Annotated in this window: 20 protein-coding genes; 12 read left to right on the top strand and 8 right to left on the bottom strand. The window is 68.7% G+C overall.

Annotation, left to right across the window (positions count from 1 at the left end; translation table 11 throughout):
- Positions 1–61: 61 nt before the first annotated feature.
- A complete protein-coding gene (locus tag RA210_RS18020; protein ID WP_201487518.1) occupies positions 62–1,018 on the bottom strand; it encodes a p-hydroxyphenylacetate 3-hydroxylase reductase component in 957 nt (318 codons plus the stop codon).
- Between the two features lie 199 nt (positions 1,019–1,217).
- Here RA210_RS18020 and RA210_RS18015 point away from each other — a divergent pair, with 199 nt between their 5' ends.
- From RA210_RS18015 to RA210_RS18000, 4 genes are all read left to right on the top strand, one after another.
- Complete coding sequence (locus RA210_RS18015; RefSeq protein WP_201487517.1) at positions 1,218–2,285, top strand: SMP-30/gluconolactonase/LRE family protein; 1,068 nt, start codon at positions 1,218–1,220, stop codon at positions 2,283–2,285.
- 35 nt (positions 2,286–2,320) lie between these two features.
- Entirely contained in the window at positions 2,321–3,976 is a 1,656-nt protein-coding gene (locus tag RA210_RS18010) for an arylsulfatase (protein ID WP_201487516.1), read from the top strand.
- Positions 3,977–4,156: 180 nt separating this feature from the next.
- Positions 4,157–4,906, top strand: a complete 750-nt coding sequence (locus RA210_RS18005) for an electron transfer flavoprotein subunit beta/FixA family protein (RefSeq protein WP_201487515.1) — start codon at positions 4,157–4,159, stop codon at positions 4,904–4,906.
- Position 4,907: 1 nt separating this feature from the next.
- Positions 4,908–5,846, top strand: coding sequence for an electron transfer flavoprotein subunit alpha/FixB family protein (locus RA210_RS18000; RefSeq protein WP_201487514.1), 939 nt, complete (start codon positions 4,908–4,910; stop codon positions 5,844–5,846).
- A gap of 9 nt (positions 5,847–5,855) precedes the next feature.
- Here RA210_RS18000 and RA210_RS17995 read toward each other — a convergent pair whose 3' ends face one another.
- Genes RA210_RS17995 through RA210_RS17980 form a run of 4 tightly spaced genes read right to left on the bottom strand, consistent with a single transcriptional unit; the run spans position 5,856 to position 9,335 of the window.
- A complete protein-coding gene (locus tag RA210_RS17995) occupies positions 5,856–6,089 on the bottom strand; it encodes a thioredoxin family protein (protein WP_201487513.1) in 234 nt (77 codons plus the stop codon).
- A gap of 29 nt (positions 6,090–6,118) precedes the next feature.
- On the bottom strand, positions 6,119–7,123 hold the full coding sequence (locus tag RA210_RS17990; protein ID WP_201487512.1) for a permease: 1,005 nt from the start codon (positions 7,121–7,123) through the stop codon (positions 6,119–6,121).
- 9 nt (positions 7,124–7,132) lie between these two features.
- Positions 7,133–8,212, bottom strand: coding sequence for an ACR3 family arsenite efflux transporter (gene arsB / locus RA210_RS17985; RefSeq protein WP_201487511.1), 1,080 nt, complete (start codon positions 8,210–8,212; stop codon positions 7,133–7,135).
- A gap of 55 nt (positions 8,213–8,267) precedes the next feature.
- Positions 8,268–9,335, bottom strand: a complete 1,068-nt coding sequence (locus RA210_RS17980) for an ArsO family NAD(P)H-dependent flavin-containing monooxygenase (protein WP_201487510.1) — start codon at positions 9,333–9,335, stop codon at positions 8,268–8,270.
- Positions 9,336–9,675: 340 nt separating this feature from the next.
- Between RA210_RS17980 and RA210_RS17975 the strand changes: the two genes are divergently transcribed.
- From RA210_RS17975 to RA210_RS17950, 6 genes are all read left to right on the top strand, one after another.
- Positions 9,676–10,032 carry a metalloregulator ArsR/SmtB family transcription factor gene (locus RA210_RS17975; RefSeq protein WP_320548868.1) on the top strand — a complete coding sequence of 119 codons (357 nt, stop codon included), beginning with the start codon at positions 9,676–9,678 and terminating at the stop codon, positions 10,030–10,032.
- A 28-nt stretch (positions 10,033–10,060) separates the two neighbouring features.
- Positions 10,061–10,774: an arsenical resistance protein ArsH gene (gene arsH / locus RA210_RS17970; RefSeq protein WP_201487508.1), complete on the top strand. Its 714-nt coding sequence runs from the start codon at positions 10,061–10,063 to the stop codon at positions 10,772–10,774.
- A gap of 20 nt (positions 10,775–10,794) precedes the next feature.
- Positions 10,795–11,292 carry a phosphatase domain-containing putative toxin gene (locus RA210_RS17965; RefSeq protein ID WP_201487507.1) on the top strand — a complete coding sequence of 166 codons (498 nt, stop codon included), beginning with the start codon at positions 10,795–10,797 and terminating at the stop codon, positions 11,290–11,292.
- 30 nt (positions 11,293–11,322) lie between these two features.
- Positions 11,323–12,327 (top strand): ArsJ-associated glyceraldehyde-3-phosphate dehydrogenase, encoded by a 1,005-nt coding sequence (locus RA210_RS17960; protein ID WP_201487506.1) that lies wholly within the window; start codon positions 11,323–11,325, stop codon positions 12,325–12,327.
- A gap of 87 nt (positions 12,328–12,414) precedes the next feature.
- Complete coding sequence (gene arsJ / locus RA210_RS17955; RefSeq protein ID WP_201487505.1) at positions 12,415–13,641, top strand: organoarsenical effux MFS transporter ArsJ; 1,227 nt, start codon at positions 12,415–12,417, stop codon at positions 13,639–13,641.
- 165 nt (positions 13,642–13,806) lie between these two features.
- The gene (locus RA210_RS17950) at positions 13,807–14,733 is read left to right on the top strand and encodes a D-2-hydroxyacid dehydrogenase (protein ID WP_201487504.1); all 927 of its coding nucleotides are present in this window, start codon (positions 13,807–13,809) and stop codon (positions 14,731–14,733) included.
- A gap of 53 nt (positions 14,734–14,786) precedes the next feature.
- Here the strand turns inward: RA210_RS17950 and RA210_RS17945 are convergent, their stop codons facing one another.
- From RA210_RS17945 to RA210_RS17935, 3 genes are all read right to left on the bottom strand, one after another.
- Positions 14,787–15,689, bottom strand: coding sequence for a DNA-3-methyladenine glycosylase family protein (locus RA210_RS17945; protein WP_201487503.1), 903 nt, complete (start codon positions 15,687–15,689; stop codon positions 14,787–14,789).
- Positions 15,686–16,759 (bottom strand): bifunctional DNA-binding transcriptional regulator/O6-methylguanine-DNA methyltransferase Ada, encoded by a 1,074-nt coding sequence (gene ada / locus RA210_RS17940; RefSeq protein ID WP_201487502.1) that lies wholly within the window; start codon positions 16,757–16,759, stop codon positions 15,686–15,688. The genes RA210_RS17945 and ada overlap by 4 nt, the downstream gene beginning before the upstream one ends.
- Before the next feature lie 97 nt (positions 16,760–16,856).
- A complete protein-coding gene (locus tag RA210_RS17935; protein ID WP_201487501.1) occupies positions 16,857–17,726 on the bottom strand; it encodes a LysR family transcriptional regulator in 870 nt (289 codons plus the stop codon).
- A gap of 151 nt (positions 17,727–17,877) precedes the next feature.
- Here RA210_RS17935 and RA210_RS17930 point away from each other — a divergent pair, with 151 nt between their 5' ends.
- Together RA210_RS17930 and RA210_RS17925 are read left to right on the top strand one after the other, a co-directional pair.
- Positions 17,878–18,594, top strand: a complete 717-nt coding sequence (locus RA210_RS17930) for an AzlC family ABC transporter permease (protein WP_201487500.1) — start codon at positions 17,878–17,880, stop codon at positions 18,592–18,594.
- Positions 18,584–18,892 carry an AzlD family protein gene (locus RA210_RS17925; protein WP_201487499.1) on the top strand — a complete coding sequence of 103 codons (309 nt, stop codon included), beginning with the start codon at positions 18,584–18,586 and terminating at the stop codon, positions 18,890–18,892. The genes RA210_RS17930 and RA210_RS17925 overlap by 11 nt, the downstream gene beginning before the upstream one ends.
- Positions 18,893–18,947: the final 55 nt, after the last annotated feature.

Below are 18,947 nucleotides of genomic sequence, written 5' to 3'. Positions count from 1 at the left end.
ACAAGGGGGGAGACGGTTACCGTCTCCCCCCTTGTCGTTTGCGCGGCTGATGGGGCTGGCTTCAGCGGCTGGCCATGCCCAGACGCAGCGCCTTCTTGAACACTTCTAGCTCGCCATCGCTGAGGGTGCCGAAGATATCCTGCTGCGCATTGTTCACTGTGCCCCACAGCGCCTCCAGCTTGGCATGCCCGGCGGCGGTGACTTGGTGGCGCTGCTCCACACTTTCCAGATAGCCGCGTTCCTGCAGGGCAGCCAGGGCTTCCTCGACTTCCTGCGCCGGCATGGCGGCGGCTTGCTGCAGTTCGGCGAGGCTGGCGTTGGGCGCGCTGTCCAGCACCAGCAGCAGGCGCGCCTCGCTGTTGCGCAGGTCCAGCGCGAGGTTCTCCTGGACGAAGCGCGGATGGCAGGCGTTGACCGCCTGGATCAGCAGGTAGAACAGGTTGTCGCCGAGGCGGGTGTTGAGCAGGTCGCGGCTCTCGCTCGCCTCGCCGGTCTCCGGCTTGCGCCCGCGCGGGTGGGGCAGGACCATGGCGTAGCCGCCCTGGTGATAGACCAGCGGCGCGCGGCCGTGGTCCTCGTAGCGCTCCACCCGCCCGATCATGATCCAGTGGTCGCCGCCGTCGATGTGCTGGAACTGGCTGCACTGGAAGTTGCCGGCGCAGCCGTCGAACAGCGGCGCACCGCCGAGACCCGCGCTGTGTTCGATGCCGGCGAACTTGTCTTCCTGCGGGCGGGCGAAGTGGTTGGACAGGGCGATCTGCTCGGCGGCCAGCAGGTTGACCGCGAAGTGGCTGGCGTCCTGGAACACCTCCCAGGCGCTGGAGCGCTTGTCCAGGCTCCAGAGGATCAGCGGCGGCTCCAGCGAGACCGAGTTGAAGCTGTTGGCGGTGACGCCGACCTTGTGGCCGTCGGCACCGCAGGCGGTGACGATGGTCACCCCGCTGGCGAAGTTGCCGAGGGCGCGGCGGAACTGGCGGGGATCGAGGCTGGGGTCGAGGTTTCGGTCTGCACTAGTCATGTGGCTCTCCTGGGATCCTTTTGCGCCGCTGCCTGCGCGAGATCCGTCTGGTTGTCGAGGTAAGGCCATTCTGGCCAACCCGGCCGGCGGCTTCATCGACGTTAAAGCGAAAGCACCGTTCGCTTCGTTTGTCTGGTCGCCCGCTGCCCGGCTGGTAGCTTTGCCGTGAACCATGCCTGCAAAGTCAAAGGAGTTGCCCGTGCCCAGGATCCATCCCGCCGCCATCTTGGCCTGTTCGCTGCTCGGTACTGCCGCCTTCGCCGACGCGCCGCCCTGCACGCCGGGGCAAGGCTTCCAGCCGGTCTGCGGCATTGCCCCGCCGGAGGATCTGGAACTCACTCCGGACGGCCGCCAACTGATCATGAGCATCACCCCCGGCCTGGCCGGCCAGCAGGTTTCGCGCCTGCGCATGATGGACCTGCAGAGCGAGAAGGTCCGCGACCTGCCGCTGCAGATCGCGCCGCAGGAAGGCTGGGGCGAGGCCGGCTGTAGCGCGCCGGCGCAGGCGCCCGGCGCCCATGGCATCCACCTGACCAAGCGCGCCGATGGCCGCCAGCAGCTGCTGGTGGTCAACCACAGCGGTCGCGAGGCCGTCGAGTTCGTCGAGCTGGTGGCGGACGGCGGCGACTGGCAGGCGTACTGGCGCGGCTGCGTCGAGCAGCAGGAGATCGGTCGCTTCAACGATGTGGCGGCCACCCCGGACGGCGGCTTCGTCGCCAGCGTGATGTTCGAGTCGCCGAGCATGGCGCCGCCGCTGCCGCTGGAGCAGATGCTCGACGGCCGCGACACCGGCTACCTGATGCGCTGGGCGCCGGGACAGGCGCTGCAGAAGCTGGCGGGCAGCGATGCGCCGTTCCCCAACGGCGTGCAGGTGTCGGCCGATGGCCGGCATGCCTGGTTCGCCGCCTGGACCGCCCAGGAGATCCGCCAGTTCGACCTGCAGGAGGGGCGCCCGCTGGCGCGGGTGCCGGTCGGCTACATGGTCGACAACCTGAGCTGGGGCGCGGACGGTCGTCTGCTCGGCGCCGGCATCGACGACGCCGGCGCCTTCCAGCGCTGCTTCGCCAGCCATGTCGAGCACTGCCCGGTGGGCTTCAAGGTGTCTGCCGTGGATACGCAGAGCGGCGAGAACCGCGAGCTGTTCGCGGCGAAGGAGGGCGTGCTGGCCGGCGCCTCGGTGGCGGTCGACGCCGGCGGGGTACTCTATATCGGTTCCTATACCGGGGATCGTCTGCTCCGCCTGCAATCCACCCAGGCGGATGAGTGAGCAGACTGGGCCAACAAGAACAACGGGAATACACCATGCAACGACTCAAGCGGGCGGCCGGTGCCGCCCTGCTGGCCTGCGTATTGCCGGCCGGCGCCTGGGCGGCCGAGCAGCCGAACATCCTGCTGATCCTCGCCGACGATCTGGGCTTCTCCGACATCGCCAGCTTCGGCGGCGAGATCGAGACGCCGAGCCTCGACCAGCTGGCCGGGGAGGGGGTGCGGATGACCGATTTCTACGCCGCGCCGACCTGCTCGCCGACCCGGGCGATGCTGATGTCCGGCACCGACAACCACCTGGTCGGCCTCGGCACCATGGCCGAGGTACTGCCCTTCGCCAAGTCCCTGCAGGGCCGTCCGGGCTACGAGGGACACCTCAATGGGCGCGCCCATTCGCTGCCGCGGCTGCTCAAGGACGGCGGCTATGTCACCTACATGGCCGGCAAGTGGCACCTGGGCAAGGCCGACGACCAGGGGCCGCACGCCTGGGGCTTCGACCGCTCGCTGACCCTGCTCGAAGGCGGCGCCAGCCACTTCAAGCCGCTGCCGGGCTCGACGGTGCGGGTCGAGAACGTCAGCTACCGCGAGGACGGCAAGCCCGTCGAGCTGCCGGAGAACTTCTTCTCCAGCGACTTCTACACCGACAAGCTGATCGACTACATCGAGTCCGGGCGAGCGAGCGGCAAGCCGTTCTTCGCCTACGCCGCCTACACGGCGCCGCACTGGCCGCTGCACGCTCCCGAGGCCTACATCGACAAGTACCGTGGCCGCTACGCCGCCGGCTACGACGCCATCCGTGAGGAGCGCATCGAGCGCCTGAAACGGCTCGGGCTGGTCGATCCGCAGTTCGTCGCCGCTGCGCCGGCGAGCGTGCCGAGCCCGCAGTGGCAGCAGCTCGATGCTACGGAGAAGGCGGTGCAGGCGCGCAAGATGGAGGTATACGCGGCCATGGTCGAGCACCTGGATGCGAACATCGGCCGGCTGATCGACTACCTCAAGCGCATCGGTGAATACGAGAACACCCTGATCGTGTTCATGTCCGACAACGGCGCCGCCGGCGAGGACCACGCCAAGGGCTACTCGCCGGGCGACGGCATGACCGACGACTCGCTGGCCAACATCGGCCGCCGGGGCTCCAACATCAACTACGGCTACCGCTGGGCCGAGGTCAGCGCGACGCCGTTCAGTCTGGTCAAGGGCACCACCGCCGAGGGCGGCATCGCCGTGCCGACCATCGTGCGCCTGCCGGCGGCCATGGGCGGCGGGGGCGGGCGCATCCTCGGCGGCTTCGGCCGGGTCGACGACCTGGCGCCGACCTTCCTCGAGGTGGCCGGCCTGCCGCTGCCCGGCGACAGCTACCGGGGAGCGCCCAAGGCGCCGATGACCGGGCGCTCGCTGTTGGCCATGCTCGCCGGCGGACGGGCCGACACGCCGCGACAGGTGGTTGGCGAGCTGTTCGGCCAGGCCTACGTGCGCGACGGCGACTGGAAACTGGTGGCCGCCCGCGCCCCGCACAGCGGTCCGCCGCTGCCCGACCGGCCCTACGAATGGAAGCTCTACAACCTGGCCGAGGATCGCGGCGAAACCACCGACCTGTCCGCCCGCCATCCGCAGAAGGTCGAGGAACTCAAGGCCCAGTGGCGGCGCTATGTGGACTGGGCAGGGGTGGTCGAGCCACCGCCCGGCAGCTGAATCCTTGCTGGCGAAGAGGCCCCCGCATCGGGGGCCTCTTGCATTGGCGCCGCGGCGGATTCTGCAGCAAAGCTGAACGCCCCCTTCGCTCGCCTTGCCTCCTCAACGCTGGGCGCGGCTGTCGATAATCCGTGCCACAGGCAAGCCCGTCCGGGCATGACAGCAACGAGCGAGGTGGTGATGAAGATTCTGGTGACCGTGAAGCGGGTGCTGGACTACAACGTCAAGGTCCGTGTCAGGGCGGACCACTCCGGCGTCGATCTGGCCAATGTGAAGATGGCGATGAACCCGTTCTGCGAGATCGCCGTGGAGGAAGCGGTACGCCTCAAGGAGCAGGGCATCGCCAGCGAGGTGGTGGTGGTCTCGGTCGGCCCGGCCGCCGCCCAGGAGCAGCTGCGCACCGCCCTGGCCCTCGGCGCCGACCGCGCCGTGCTGGTCGAGAGCGACGCCGAGCTCGGCTCGCTGGCCGTCGCCAAGCTGCTCAAGGCACTGGTCGACAAGGAGCAGCCGCAGCTGGTGATCCTCGGCAAGCAGGCCATCGACAGCGACAACAACCAGACCGGGCAGATGCTCGCCGCGCTGACCGGCTTCGCCCAGGGCACCTTTGCCTCCAAGGTCGAGGTTACTGGCGACAAGGTCAACGTCACCCGCGAGATCGACGGCGGCCTGCAGACCGTGGCCCTTGCGCTGCCGGCCATCGTCACCACCGACCTGCGCCTCAACGAACCGCGCTACGCCTCCTTGCCCAACATCATGAAGGCCAAGAAGAAGCCGCTGGAGACCGTCACCCCGGACGCCCTCGGCGTATCCACCGCCTCCACGCTCAGGGTGCTCAAGATCGAGGCGCCGGCCGCGCGCAAGGCCGGAATCAAGGTGGGCTCGGTGGCTGAACTGGTCGAGAAACTGCAGAACGAAGCGAAGGTGATCTGAGATGGCAATCCTGGTAATCGCTGAACACAACAACAGTGCCCTGGCTGCCGCCACCCTCAACACCGTGGCCGCCGCTACCCAGATCGGTGGCGACATCCATGTGCTGGTCGCCGGCCAAGGCTGTGGTGTGGTGGCCGAAGCTGCCGCCCAGGTCGCCGGTGTGGCCAAGGTGCTGCTCGCCGACGTCCCGGCCTACGCCCATCAGTTGCCGGAGAACCTCGCGCCGCTGATCGTCGGGCTGGCTCGCAACGCCTACAGCCATGTGCTGGCGCCGGCCACCAGCAACGGCAAGAACTACCTTCCGCGCGTCGCCGCGCTGCTCGACGTCGAGCAGATCTCCGAGATCGTCAGGATCGTATCGGCCGATACCTTCCAGCGCCCGATCTACGCCGGCAACGCCATCGCCACCGTGCAGTCTTCGGCCAGCGTCAAGGTCATCAGCGTGCGCAGCACCGGCTTCGACGCGGTGGCGGGCGAGGGCGGTAGCGCCGCCATCGAAGCGGTTGCCGTTGGCGGTGACGCCGGCATTTCCGCCTTCGTCGGCGAGGAGCTGGCCAAGTCCGAGCGCCCCGAACTGACCGGCGCCAGGATCGTCGTCTCCGGCGGCCGCGGCCTGCAGAACGGCGACAACTTCCAGCTGCTCTACGGCCTGGCCGACAGGCTCGGCGCCGCCGTGGGCGCCTCGCGTGCCGCCGTCGATGCCGGCTTCGTGCCCAACGACCTGCAGGTCGGCCAGACCGGCAAGATAGTCGCGCCGCAGCTGTACGTCGCCGTGGGCATCTCCGGCGCCATCCAGCACCTGGCCGGGATGAAGGACTCCAGGGTGATCGTGGCGATCAACAAGGACGAGGAGGCGCCGATCTTCCAGGTCGCCGACTACGGCCTGGTCGCCGACCTGTTCGAGGCCGTACCCGAGCTGGAACGCGTGCTCGCCGGGTAGGGCGCCAGGTCAGCCCTGGATGAGGGCGGCAACCTCGCTGGGGCTGAGCACCTTGCCCACGGAGACCACCTTGTCGTCGATGGCCAGGGCCGGGGTCGACATCACGCCGTGGGCGGCGATCTCGGCGAAGTCGGTGACCTTGACCACCTCGGCCTCGCGGCCGAGGCTGGCCAGCGCCGCCCGGGTGTTTTCGGTGAGGGTCACGCACTTCTTGCAGCCGGAACCGAGGATTTTGATGATCATCAGGTTTCTCCTGGGATGTATGAGCCGGTTCAGATGAACAGGTAGGCAAAGGCATTGAACAGATAGCCGATCAGCATGATGCCGACCACCACGATGGCGAAGAACAGCGCCAGCAGCGGCGCCTTGACCACCTTCTTGAGCATGATCAGCGAGGGCAGCGACAGCGCGGTCACCGCCATCATGAAGGCCAGCACGGTGCCGAGGCCGACACCCTTGGCCACCAGTGCCTCGGCGATCGGCAGGGTGCCGAAGATGTCGGCGTACATCGGCACGCCGACCACTGCCGCCACCGGCACCGACCACCAGTTGTCCTGGCCGATCACCGCGCCGATCAGTTCTGCCGGAATCCAGTTGTGGATCGCGGCGCCGATGCCCACGCCGATCAGGATGTACAGCCAGACGCGCTGGATGATTTCGCCGACCTGCGCGCGGGCGTAGCTCAGGCGATCGCGCAGGGTCAGTCGCTCCTGCGGCAGGTCGAGCGCCTTGTGCCGGGTGACGAAGGCTTCGACGTACTGCTCCATCCGCGCCTGGCCGATCAGGGTGCCACCGAGCACCGCCAGCACGATGCCGACCGCCACGTAGGCCAGGGCGATCGTCCAGTTGAAGACACTGGCCAGCAGGATCATCGAGGCCAGGTCGACCAGCGGCGAGGAGATCAGGAACGAGAAGGTCACCGCCAGCGGCAGCCCGGAGCTGGTGAAGCCGATGAACAGCGGGATCGACGAGCAGGAGCAGAACGGCGTGACCGTGCCGAGCAGCGCGCCGGTGAGATTGGCGCGGAAACCGCGCATGCCGCCGAGAATCCGCCGGGTACGCTCGGGCGGGAAGTAGCTCTGCACCCAGGAGATGGCGAAGATCAGCACCGACAGCAGGATGAAGATCTTGATCACGTCATAGATGAAGAAGTGCAGGCTGCCGCCGAGGCGGCTGGCCATGTCCAGGCCGAACACGTCTTCCACCAGCAGGCGTACCAGGGTGGAGAGCCAGTCCATGCGCAGCAGCTGGTCGTTCAGCCACTTGAAGATTTCCATGGAAGCTCCTTAGCGACGCGGCAGGGCGCGCTCGTACCAGGCGCGGCTGTGGTTGACCATGCGCACCAGGGCGAGCATCACCGGCACTTCGATCAGCACGCCGACCACCGTGGCCAGCGCGGCGCCGGAGTCGAAGCCATAGAGGACGATGGCCACCGCCACCGCCAGTTCGAAGAAGTTGGAGGCGCCGATCATGGTGGCGGGACCGGCCACGTCGTGGCGCACCTTCAGGCTGCGGCACAGCCAGTAACCGAGGGCGGCGATGAACAGGGTCTGCAACAGGATCGGCACGGCGAGCAGGCCGATCACCAGCGGTTGTTCGACGATGGCCTCGCCCTGGAAGGAGAACAGCAGCACCAGGGTGGCCAGCAGGGCGAGGATGGAGAACGGCGAGACCTTCGCCAGCGCGGCCTGGAAGGCTGCTTCGCCACGCTTCATCAATTGGGCGCGGATGAACTGGGCGATGGCCAGCGGGATGACGATGTACATCACCACCGAGAGCAGCAAGGTGTCCCAGGGCACCGGAATCGACGACACGCCGAGCAGCAGCGCGACTATGGGCGCGAAGGCGAACACCATCACCAGGTCGTTGAGCGCCACCTGGGTCAGGGTGAAGTTGGCGTTGCCGTTGCACAGGTTGCTCCACACGAACACCATCGCCGTGCAGGGCGCGGCGCCGAGCAGGATCAGCCCGGCCATGTAGCTGTCCAGTTCGCCGGCCGGCAGCCAGTCGGCGAACAGTACCTTGATGAACAGCCAGCCGATCAGCGCCATGGAGAACGGCTTGACCGCCCAGTTGACGAACAGGGTGACGCCCATGCCGGCCTTCTGCTGGCGTACCTCGTGCAGCGCGCTGAAGTCGATCTTCATCAGCATGGGGATGATCATCACCCAGATCAGCACGCCGACCGGGATATTGACCTGGGCCACCTCCAGCGCCCCGACCGTCTGGGCCGCAGCGGGCAGGTACAGGCCGAGCAGGGTGCCGGCGACGATGCACAGGAACACCCAGAGGGTCAGGTAGCGCTCGAAGAAGCCGAGCGGCGCGCCGGCGGCCTGTCTGGCCGCCACTTCACAGGGGCTGGACATCGATGTTTCCTTCCTTTCTTGCAGATGCCGGCTGCCGAGAGGCAGTGCCGGATATTCAGTGCCCACCGAGGGCTGCGTCGATCTCGCTCACCGTACTGCGCGCCGTGCGGGTCACGCCGATCAGGGTGGCCGAGGCGGCGCCGGTCCACTCGCCGTAGCCGACCAGCCACAGGTTCGGCTGCTTCAGCGCACGGGTATTCTCGACGGCCACCTTGCCGTCGGCCTCGATCACCCCCAGCGCGCTCAGGTGATCCAGAGCCGGGCGGAAGCCGGTGCACCAGACCACCGCATCGACCTCGGCACGACGGCCGTCGGCCCACTCCACGCCGTGTTCGGTGAAGCACTTGAACGGCCTTTCGCTGACCAGCACGCCACGGCTGCGCGCCTCGCGCACCGGTTCGACCATCACCACGTCGCCGAGGCCGCCGATCGGCTGCTCGACCGTGCGGCCCTCCTGCTGGGCCTTCCAGCGTTCGGTGGCGCGCTCGAACAGCACGCGGCCATCGACATCGTCGGCCAGGAACAGCGGCGGCTCGGGGGTGATCCACAGGGTTTCGGCGACCTTCGACACCTCGGCGAGGATCTGCGCCCCCGAGTTGCCGCCGCCGACGATCATCACCCGCTGGCCGGCGAAGGGTGCCGGGGCGACGTAGTGCGCCGAGTGCAGCTGCATCCCGGCAAACTGCTCGCGACCGGGGTAGTCGGGGATGTACGGGTTGCTCCAGGTGCCGGTGGCACTGACCACCGCCCGCGCCTGCCAGCTGTGCTGGCCGGCGCGCACCCGCAGATGGTCGCCGTCGCGCTCCACCGCCTCGACATGCACCGGGCGCAGCACTGGCAGCTGGTAGCGCTGCTCGTAGCGGCTCAGGTAGTCGATGACCTCGGCGCGGGTCGGGTAGGTGGATGCACTGGCCGGCATCGGCCAGCCGGGAATCGAACTCCAGGTGGCCGGGGAGAACAGCCGCAGCGAGTCCCAGCCGTGCAGCCAGGCGCCGCCGGGGCTGGCCTGTTCGTCGAGCAGCAGGAAGGATCGCTGGGTGCGGCGCAGGAAGTAGGCGGTGGCCAGCGCAGCCTGGCCGCCGCCGATGATGAGTACGTCCACTGTAGTCGGGGTGTTCAGCATGCCGGGCCTCGCATGTCCGTGATGGTAGCTGGCCACTGGGGCCGCTCAGGGTTCACCGGGATGGCAAAACCTTAACATTCGAATAGTCGAATATGTGAGTTTTTTCTGCCGGAGCGGCATGCGGTCGCAGGGGGATGCAGCAGCCAGGCACTTGATGCGGAGGTCGGCAGTTGTCCGTGCTTGCATGCTTTACTTCATATATGGCTGATAATATATTCGCCAAAACGCATTCTCAAGCGAGCCGACCCGATCGGTCACCGGCCACGCGTGCAATGTCGTCACCCCTCCACGTGCGCACCGAGACATCCGCGCCGCGGAAGCAACAATGCCGAGGATTGCCATGGTCGAGCACCTGACCCCCACCACGGTTTTCAAATGCCTGGCCGACGAGACCCGGGCGCGCATGACCCTGCTGATCGCCCGCGAGGGCGAGCTGTGTGTGTGCGAGCTGACCGCGGCGCTGGAAGAAAGCCAGCCGAAGATCTCTCGCCACCTGGCGCTGCTGCGCAGCTGTGGCGTGCTGGAGGATCGTCGCCAGGGCCAGTGGGTGTACTACCGCCTGCATCCGCACCTGCCCGACTGGGTGCACGAGATGCTCGGCACCATCCTGGCGGCCAACAAGCACTGGCTGCGGCCGAACAGCGAGCGCCTGGAGGGCATGCGCAACCGCCCCGGGCGCACCAGCGCCTGCGCCTGACCCTCATTTGACAGCCCGGATTGACACCATGCACGACGACCTGCCCAACATCGATCCCGAACTGCTCGATCTGCCCGACCCGGACAGGCTCGGCCTGCCTGCCCTGCCCGAGCACAAGCCGCGCATCCTGCTGCTCTACGGCTCCAACCGCGAGCGCTCCTACAGCCGGCTGCTGGTGCAGGAGGCCGCGCGCCTGCTCGAGCGCTTCGGCGCCGAGACGCGCATCTTCGACCCGTCCGGCCTGCCGCTGCCGGACGACGCGCCCGAGGACCACCCCAAGGTCCGCGAGCTGCGCGAGCTGGTGCTCTGGTCGGAAGGCCAGGTGTGGTGTTCGCCGGAGCGCCACGGCGCGATGAGCGCGGTGTTCAAGGCGCAGATCGACTGGATTCCGCTGAGCATGGGCGCGATCCGCCCGACCCAGGGCAAGACCCTGGCGCTGATGCAGGTCTGCGGCGGCTCGCAGTCGTTCAACGCGGTCAACCAGATGCGCGTGCTCGGTCGCTGGATGCGCATGTTCACCATCCCCAACCAGTCCTCGGTGGCCAAGGCCTTCCTCGAATTCGACGAGGCCGACCGCATGAAGCCATCTGCCTACTACGACCGCGTGGTCGACGTGATGGAGGAGCTGGTCAAGTTCACCCTGCTGCTGCGCGGGCGCGCCGACTACCTGGTCGACCGCTACTCCGAGCGCAAGGAATCGGCCGAAGAGCTGTCCCGCCGCGTCAACCTGCGCACCATCTGAGTCTCCAAGGAAACCCCATCGTGCCCCATCCCTACGACATCCTCGACGTCCCCGGCTGCTCCGGCCGACTGATCTTCACCCCGTGCCCGGGCAGCAAGGACACCGGCGTGGCTGACGCCCTGGATACCTTGCAGGCGGCCGGCGCCGAGGCGCTGATCACCCTGATGCCGGCCAGCGAGCTGGAGCAGAACCAGGCCGCCGACCTGCCGGCACTGTGCGCCGCGCGCGACCTAGAGTGGTTCCACCTGCCGGTGGCCGACGAGCAGGTGCCGCTGGACGATTTCGCCAGCGCCTGGAGCCAGGCGCGCGAGCGCATCGCCGCCCTGCTCGGCGAAGGACGCAGCATCGCCATCCACTGCAAGGGCGGCTCCGGGCGCACCGGGCTGATCGCCGCGCGCATCCTGATCGACCGTGGCCTGCCGCGCGGCGAAGCGGTGGCCATGGTCCAGGCCCTGCGCCCCAAGGCCATCCAGCATCCGGCGCATGCCGCCTGGATCGCCCAGTTCGACGCTGAATAAACCTTCACCGGGAACGGAGACAACAAGACCATGACCATCAAGGTAGGCATCAACGGCTTCGGCCGCATCGGACGACTGGCCCTGCGCGCGGCCTGGGGCTGGCCGGAGCTGGAGTTTGTGCAGATCAACGATCCGGCCGGCGACGCGGCGACCCACGCCCATCTGCTCAATTTCGACTCGGTGCACGGCCGCTGGCAGCATGAGGCGGGCAGCGACGGCGACTGCGTAGTGATCGACGGCAAGCGCATCCGGGTCACCGCCAACAAGGCTATCGCCGATACCGACTGGTCGGGTTGCGATCTGGTGATCGAGGCCAGCGGCAAGATGAAGACCGTCGCCGTCCTCCAGGCCTATCTGGACCAGGGCGTCAAGCGCGTGGTGGTCAGCGCACCGGTCAAGGAGGCGGGCGCACTGAACATCGTCATGGGCGTCAACGACCAGCTGTTCAATCCCGAGCAGCATCGCATCGTCACCGCTGCCTCCTGCACCACCAACTGCCTGGCCCCGGTGGTCAAGGTGATCCATGAGGCCCTCGGCATCCGCCACGGTTCGATCACCACCATCCACGACCTGACCAACACCCAGAGCATCCTCGACCAGCCGCACAAGGACCTGCGCCGCGCCCGCGCCTCGGGAATGAGCCTGATCCCGACCACCACCGGCTCGGCCACCGCCATCGCCGAGATCTTTCCCGAGCTGCGCGGCCGCCTGAACGGCCATGCCGTGCGCGTGCCGCTGGCCAACGCCTCGCTGACCGACTGCGTGTTCGAGGTGGAGCGCGCCACCAGCGCCGAGGAAGTGAACCAGCTGCTCAAGGCTGCCGCCGCAGGCCCGCTCCAGGGCATCCTCGGCTACGAGGAGCGCCCGCTGGTGTCCATCGACTACCGCACCGACCCGCGCTCGTCGATCGTCGACGCGCTGTCGACCATGGTGGTCAATGGCACCCAGGTGAAGGTCTACGCCTGGTACGACAACGAGTGGGGCTACGCCAACCGCACCGTGGAGCTGGCCCGCAAGGTCGGCCTGGCGGGCTGACCCGCAGAACGCAATACAGGGTGGGGCGGGTCGCGCAGCGGCTTCCCCATCCTGTATCTGATCCACCTCCGTCGCCTGGATTACCCCATGCACGCCCTGTCCCGTCTCTCTCCCGAAATCCGCCAGTACCTCTTGGTCACCGGCAACTACTGGGCCTTCACCCTTACCGACGGCGCCCTGCGCATGCTGGTGGTGCTGCACTTCCATGGCCTCGGCTACAGCCCGTTGCAGATCGCCGCGCTGTTCCTGTTCTACGAGATCTTCGGCGTGGTCACCAACCTGGTCGGCGGCTGGCTGGGCGCCCATCTGGGCCTCAATCGCACCATGAACATCGGCCTCGGCCTGCAGGTGGCGGCGCTGCTGATGCTCACCGTGCCGGCGGCCATGCTCACCGTGCCCTGGGTGATGGCGGCGCAGGCGCTGTCCGGGATCGCCAAGGATCTCAACAAGATGAGCGCCAAGAGTTCGATCAAGCTCTTGGTGGCCGACTCGCAGCAGGGCACCCTGTACAAGTGGGTGGCGCTGCTGACCGGCTCGAAGAACGCCCTCAAGGGCGTCGGTTTCTTCCTCGGTGGCGCGCTGCTGACGGCGATCGGCTTCACCGGCGCGGTACTGGCCATGGCGGCGGCGCTGGCGCTGATCTGGCTGGCCAGCCTGGTGACGCTGAAGAAGGACCTCGGCAAGGCCAAGAGCAAGCCCAAGTTCCGCGACCTGCTGTCGAAGAGCCGGGCGATCAACATCCTCTCCGCCGCGCGCCTGTTCCTGTTCGGCGCCCGCGACGTGTGGTTCGTGGTGGCCCTGCCGGTCTACCTGTCCGCCAGCTTCGGCTGGGACTTCTGGCAGGTCGGCGGCTTCCTCGCCGTGTGGGTGATCGGCTACGGCTTCGTGCAGTCGTTCGCGCCGTACTTCACCGGCAAGCGCAGCGGCAGGGTGCCGGACGGCCGTGCGGCCTTCGTCTGGGCGGCGCTGCTGGCCGGACTGCCGGCGGCCATCGCCCTGGGCCTGGGCTCGGAGCTGTCCGCACAGACGGTGCTGATCGGCGGCCTGCTGCTGTTCGGCGCGCTGTTCGCCATCAACTCCTCGCTGCACAGCTACCTGATCGTCAGCTACGCCAAGGAGGACGGGGTCTCGCTGGACGTCGGCTTCTACTACATGTCCAACGCCCTCGGCCGGCTGATCGGCACGCTGCTGTCCGGCTGGGTGTTCCAGGCCTGGGGCCTCGAGGCCTGCCTGTGGGTATCCAGCGCCTTCGTGCTGCTCGCCGCGCTGATTTCCATCGGCCTGCCGAGACACGCCGCCGTGGCCGCGGCCTGACGATGACAGTGGTGCAGTCCGGCCGGATCAGGACGAGGCGACGATGCTGCGCGGCTGACGAGGAAGCAGGCTCGGGCGGACCACATGGCGTGCGCGGCGCTTCAGGGGCGCAGCGTGCGCGCGTATAGTCGCGGGTCGATCCCGCCGACCTCAGGAGCCGCCGCGATGGGCCCCATCCTTCTCGCCGATGCCCGCAACCCCGAACTGCGCGCCGCGCTGCACGCCCTGTGCGGCGATCTCGAACTGATCGCGGCGGACACCGCACCAGAGGCGCTGCGCCGTTGCACGATCTGGCTGGGCGAGCCGGACCGGCTGGTGCCGCTGCTGCGCGCCGGGCTGCGCCCGCAGTGGCTGCAGTCGACCTGGGCGGGCTACCGGCCGCTGCTGGCGGCCGATCTGCCCCGCGATTACCGGCTGAGCCGCGCCGTCGGCGTGTTCGGCCAGCCGATCGCCGAGTACCTGCTCGCCCACCTGCTCGAACACGAGCAGCAGCTGCGGGCGCGCCGGGAAAGCCAGCGGCAGCGCCAGTGGGATGCGCGGATTCCAGGCAGCCTGTTCGGGCGCCGGCTGCTGATCGTCGGTGCCGGCGAGATCGGTCGCGAGGTCGCCCGCCTGCTGGCGCCCTTCGGCCTGCGCCTGACCGGCATCGCCCACCGGCCGCGCCCGCTCGAGCACTTCGAGCGGATCGCCGGGCTCGACGCGCTGCACGCCGAGGCCGGCGCGGCCGACTACATCGTCAACATCCTGCCCGACACGCCGCAGACCGCCGACCTCTACGATGAGAGCTTTTTCCACGCCGTCGCGCCGGGTGCGCTGTTCGTCAACGTGGGGCGGGGCAGCGCGGTGGTGGACGCGGCGCTGCTGCACGCCCTGCAGGAGGGCCGGCTGGCCGGTGCGGTCCTCGACGTGTTCCGCGAGGAGCCGCTGCCGGCGCAGCATCCGTTCTGGGACGCGCCGGGCCTGACGCTGACCGGGCACATCGCCGGCCCGCTGGTGCCGGCCGCGCTGGCCCGGCTGTTCGTCGACAACCTGGCGCGTTACCAGGCCGGCGAGGCGCTGCACGGCGAAGTCGACTTCGCCGGCGCCTACTGAGCCACCGATGGCGAAGGTCGCGGCAAGGCGTTGCCTGGTCCGGGTCGGTTCGCTCAATAGGCGGCAGAGGACTGCATCGCCCAGAGATGCGCGCCGACCAGCGCGCGCCAGGGCGAGAACTCCGCCAGCCAGGCCCGCGCCTGCGCCTCGCTGACCTGCTCCGGCTGGCCGAGTAGCGCCTGCAGCCCGCGGCGCACGGCGGCATCGCCATGCAGCGAGCCGTCCAGCCAGCCGAAACCGCGCAGCAGCGCGTAGTTGACCGTCCAGGGGCCGATGCCGCGCAGCGCCTCGAGCTGCGTCCGGACCTCCTCGACCGGGAGCGTGTGCATCCAGGCGTCGAGGGGAAGGCGCTGCTCCACCACCCCTCTGGCGAGGGTCAGCAGGGCGCCGGCCTTGGTCGCCGAGAAGCCGGCCTGGCGCAGGGTCGCTTCGCTCAGCCCGGCGACCTGGGGAGCCTGCGGGTAGCACAGCAGGCCGCCGGAATGACGCACGTTCGCCGCCATCACCAGCTTGCGGCGAAGGGCGACGGCGGCGCCGACGCTGATCTGCTGGCCGGTGATCGCCCAGGTCAGCGCCTCGAACGGGGTGGCGGCGAGCGGCACGCGCAGGCCGGCCTGCCGGGCGATCAGGGGGCCGAGCTGGGGATGGCGGCGGTGGCGCTGTTCGAAGGCCTCCACGTCCTGCTCCAGGCCGAGCATGCGGCGGACCATGGCCTCGAAGGCCGGCTGTCCGGCCTCCGCCACTGCGCCGTCGACGGACAGGCATGCCTGTGCCCGGTCGCGGTGGAATTCGATGGACAGGCAGGCCGCGGCATCGCCCCAGACGAGGCCCTTGTGCAGCGCGGTCGCGTCGACCCGCTCGGCGATGGCCTGCGGGTCGCGGCGATGGAAGGCCAGGATATCCTGGGGGCGGAAGGTGGCGCCCAGCGCCATGGTGCAGGAAAGCTTGGTGGTCACGGCGTGGCCTCCCGCTCGAGCAGCGCCCGCTTGCGCTCCACCCCCCAGCGATAGCCGGAAAGCCCGCCGTCGCTGCGCACCACCCGATGGCAGGGAATCGCCACGGCCAGCGCGTTGGCCGCGCAGGCGCCCGCCACGGCGCGCACGGCCTTGGGCGCACCGATGCGCTGGGCGATTTCCGCATAGCTCGCCGTGGTGCCGGCCGGGATTTCCCGCAGCGCCTGCCAGACGCGCTGCTGGAAGGCGGTGCCGCGCACGTCGAGGGGCAGGTCGAGTCCGCGCCCGGGCATTTCCACGAAGCCGACGACCGTGGCCACCAGTTGCTCGAAGGCGGCATCCGCGCCGATCAGCTCGGCCTTGGGGAAGCGGTCCTGGAGGTCGCGGGCCAGGGCATCGGGATCGTCGCCGAGCAGGATGGCGCAGACGCCGCGTTCGCTGGCGGCGACCAGGATCGAGCCCAGCGAGCACTCGCCCACCGCGAAGCGGATGACCGCCCGGTTGCCGCCGTCGCGGAAGCTCCCGGGAGGCATGCCCAGCAGGTGTGCCGACTCCTGGTAGAAGCGGCCGGCCGAGTTGTAGCCGGCCGCGTAGATCGCATCGGTGATCCTGCCGCCGCCGCCCAGCGTCGCGCGGACCTTGCGGGCGCGGAGTTCCGCCGCGTAGGCCCTCGGCGTCACGCCGGTGACCGCCTTGAACAGGCGATGCAGGTGGAAGGCGCTCATCCCGGCGCCGCGCGCCAGCTCCGCCAGGCTGGGCGGCGTGTCCGCGGCCTCGATCTGCCGGCACAGCGCGGCCACCAGGGCGGCCTGCCGCTCGGCGAGGGGCGCCTGGTCGGGCTTGCAGCGCTTGCACGGGCGGAAGCCCGCCCGCTCGGCGGCGGCGGCCGAGGCGAAGAAGCGGACGTTCTCTGGCCGCGGCGTGCGCGAGCCGCACGAGGGGCGGCAGTAGACGCCCGTGGTCCGCACCGCGTAGCAGAAGCGGCCATCGGCTTGCGGGTCGCGGGCGACCACCCGGGCCCAGCGCGGGTCGGACAGGGTCGCTGCAGCAGGTTGTTCGGTTGGCTTGGACATGTCCGGATTATCCCACGAGTTCGACGCTGCCTACTGTAGGCCCGGCCGGGGGCGGACACACTCCGGGTCTTGCTTTCGAATTCGCCGGCGCCGTCCTTCAGGCTGCCGCCGAATGCCTGAGCGTCCTGATCAGCAGGTTGTGCAGGCTGTCCACGGCCTTGCAGCCCTGCGAGGCCCGGCTGCGATACACCGCGACCTCCATGGGTTCGAGCGGCCCCAGGCCATGTTCGCCACCCAGGATCTGCAGGCCGGCGGGCACGCTGCACTGGGTCAGCACCGCGACGGCCAGCCCGCTCTCGACGGCGGCAATCTGTCCGGCCAGGCTCGAGCTGTTGTACACCACCTTGTAGCGGCGCCCCTGCAGGGCCAGGGAGTTAAGGGCGCTGCGCCTGGCCAGGCTGGTGCTTTCATAGACCGCGATGGGCAGCGGGTCGCGTCTCCAGACCTCGAACTGGGCGGAACCGACCCACACCATCGGCTCATGGAACAGCAGGGTGCCGTGTCGCGGCTGGTCCCGGGAAACCAGCGCCAGGTCGAGATCGCCGCGCTCGACACGGGGGATCAGCGCGGTCGACTGCTCGCAGTTCAGCTCGATCTCCACCGCGCCATGATGGGGCGCGAAGCGCTTGAGCACGGGGGTCAGGTAACGCGCGGCATAATCGTCCGGGACGCCCAGGCGGATGCGGCCGGCCAGTTCCTCGCCGTGAAACGCCGCCTGGGTTTCCGCGTGCAGGTCGAGCATCCGCCGCGCATAGCCCAGCAGCAGCTGCCCCTGTGCCGTGAGTTGATGCTGCCGGGGGCCGCGCACCAGCAACTGGCAGCCCAGCGCCGCTTCGAGCTTCTTGAGCTGCATGCTCACGGCCGACTGGGAGCGATGCACCTCCGGCGCCGCGCCGGACAGCGAGCCGGCATCCACCACGGCAACGAAGCATTTCAGCCAGTCGATCTGCAGGTCCTGGAAGGTCATGGGGCACGCTCTGGCATTCGAATATCAAATAGCATACAGCAGGATTATGCGTTTTCCTTTCTGCTCGGCGGCGCGCATAGTCGCGGCCTGAGCCTGCTGCGACGCCCGTTGCAGCAGCGGAATCGACATCGACGAGCAGAGAGGCTGCGGCATGACGGGCACGGATACCACCCTGCACGAGTTCGATCGCCAGATGGTGTGGGCTGGCTTCAGGCAGCTCGTTCCCATCTCCCTGTTCGTCACGGTATTCGGCGCGGCCTTCGGCCTGGCCGCCGTGCAGGCAGGGCTGCAGGACTCGGTGATCATGGCGATGAGCACGCTGGTCTTCGCCGGCGCCTCCCAGTTCGCCGCATTGGAGCTGTGGGGGCCCCAGGTTCCGCTCTTCACCCTGGTGCTCACCGTGTTCGCCATCAATGCCCGGCATCTGCTGATGGGGGCGACACTCTATCCGTGGCTGCGCCAGCTGCCGCCGGCCAGGCGCTATGGCGTCATGCTCCTGGCCTCCGATGCCAACTGGGCCATGTCCATGCAGGCGTTCGGCCGCGGCCAGCCGGGGATCGGCCTGCTGCTGGGCGGCGGCCTCGCCCTCTGGTCGTTCTGGGTGGTGGGCACCTGGCTGGGCATCTGCTTTGGCGGGGCCATCCACGATCCCCGGAGTCTGGGGCTGGACATGGTGATGGGCTGCTTCCTGCTGGCCATGGTGGTGGGCGGGGAAAAGAACCTGCGCATCCTGACCATCTGGGTCGTCGCGGCCGGCGCCTCCCTGCTGGCCTACTGGTTCCTGCCGGACAACAGCCATGTCGTCGTCGGTGCGCTGGCAGGTGGCTTGACCGGAACCTTCCTGGCGGAGAAGAAACGTGAGTCTTGATGCGACGGGTTCCGGCGCACTGATCCTGGTGCTGCTAATGGCGGTAGTGACCCTGGCGACACGCTGGGGCGGTGTCTACGTGATGTCGTTCGTGCCCATCGGCTACCGGGTGAAACAGTTCATCGGCGCCATGGCCAGCTCCGTGCTGGTGGCGCTGCTGGCTCCCATGGCGCTGCAGGGGGACACCGGCGCAAGGCTGGCCCTGCTGGCGACGGCCGCCACCATGCTGCTGCTGAAAAAACCGCTGCCCGCCATCGCTGCCGGCATCCTGGTGGCGGCGCTGGTCAGGCAGTTCTGAGCTGACGCTCAGGGCCGAGGGTCCAGCCGCAGCGAAATCCGGCGCTGGCCGAACG

It is taken from the genome of Pseudomonas sp. OF001, assembly GCF_904426495.1.
Lineage (GTDB): Bacteria > Pseudomonadota > Gammaproteobacteria > Pseudomonadales > Pseudomonadaceae > Geopseudomonas.
Note: the sequence above shows the minus strand (reverse complement) of the source record. Positions and strands in the feature narration are given on the sequence as shown.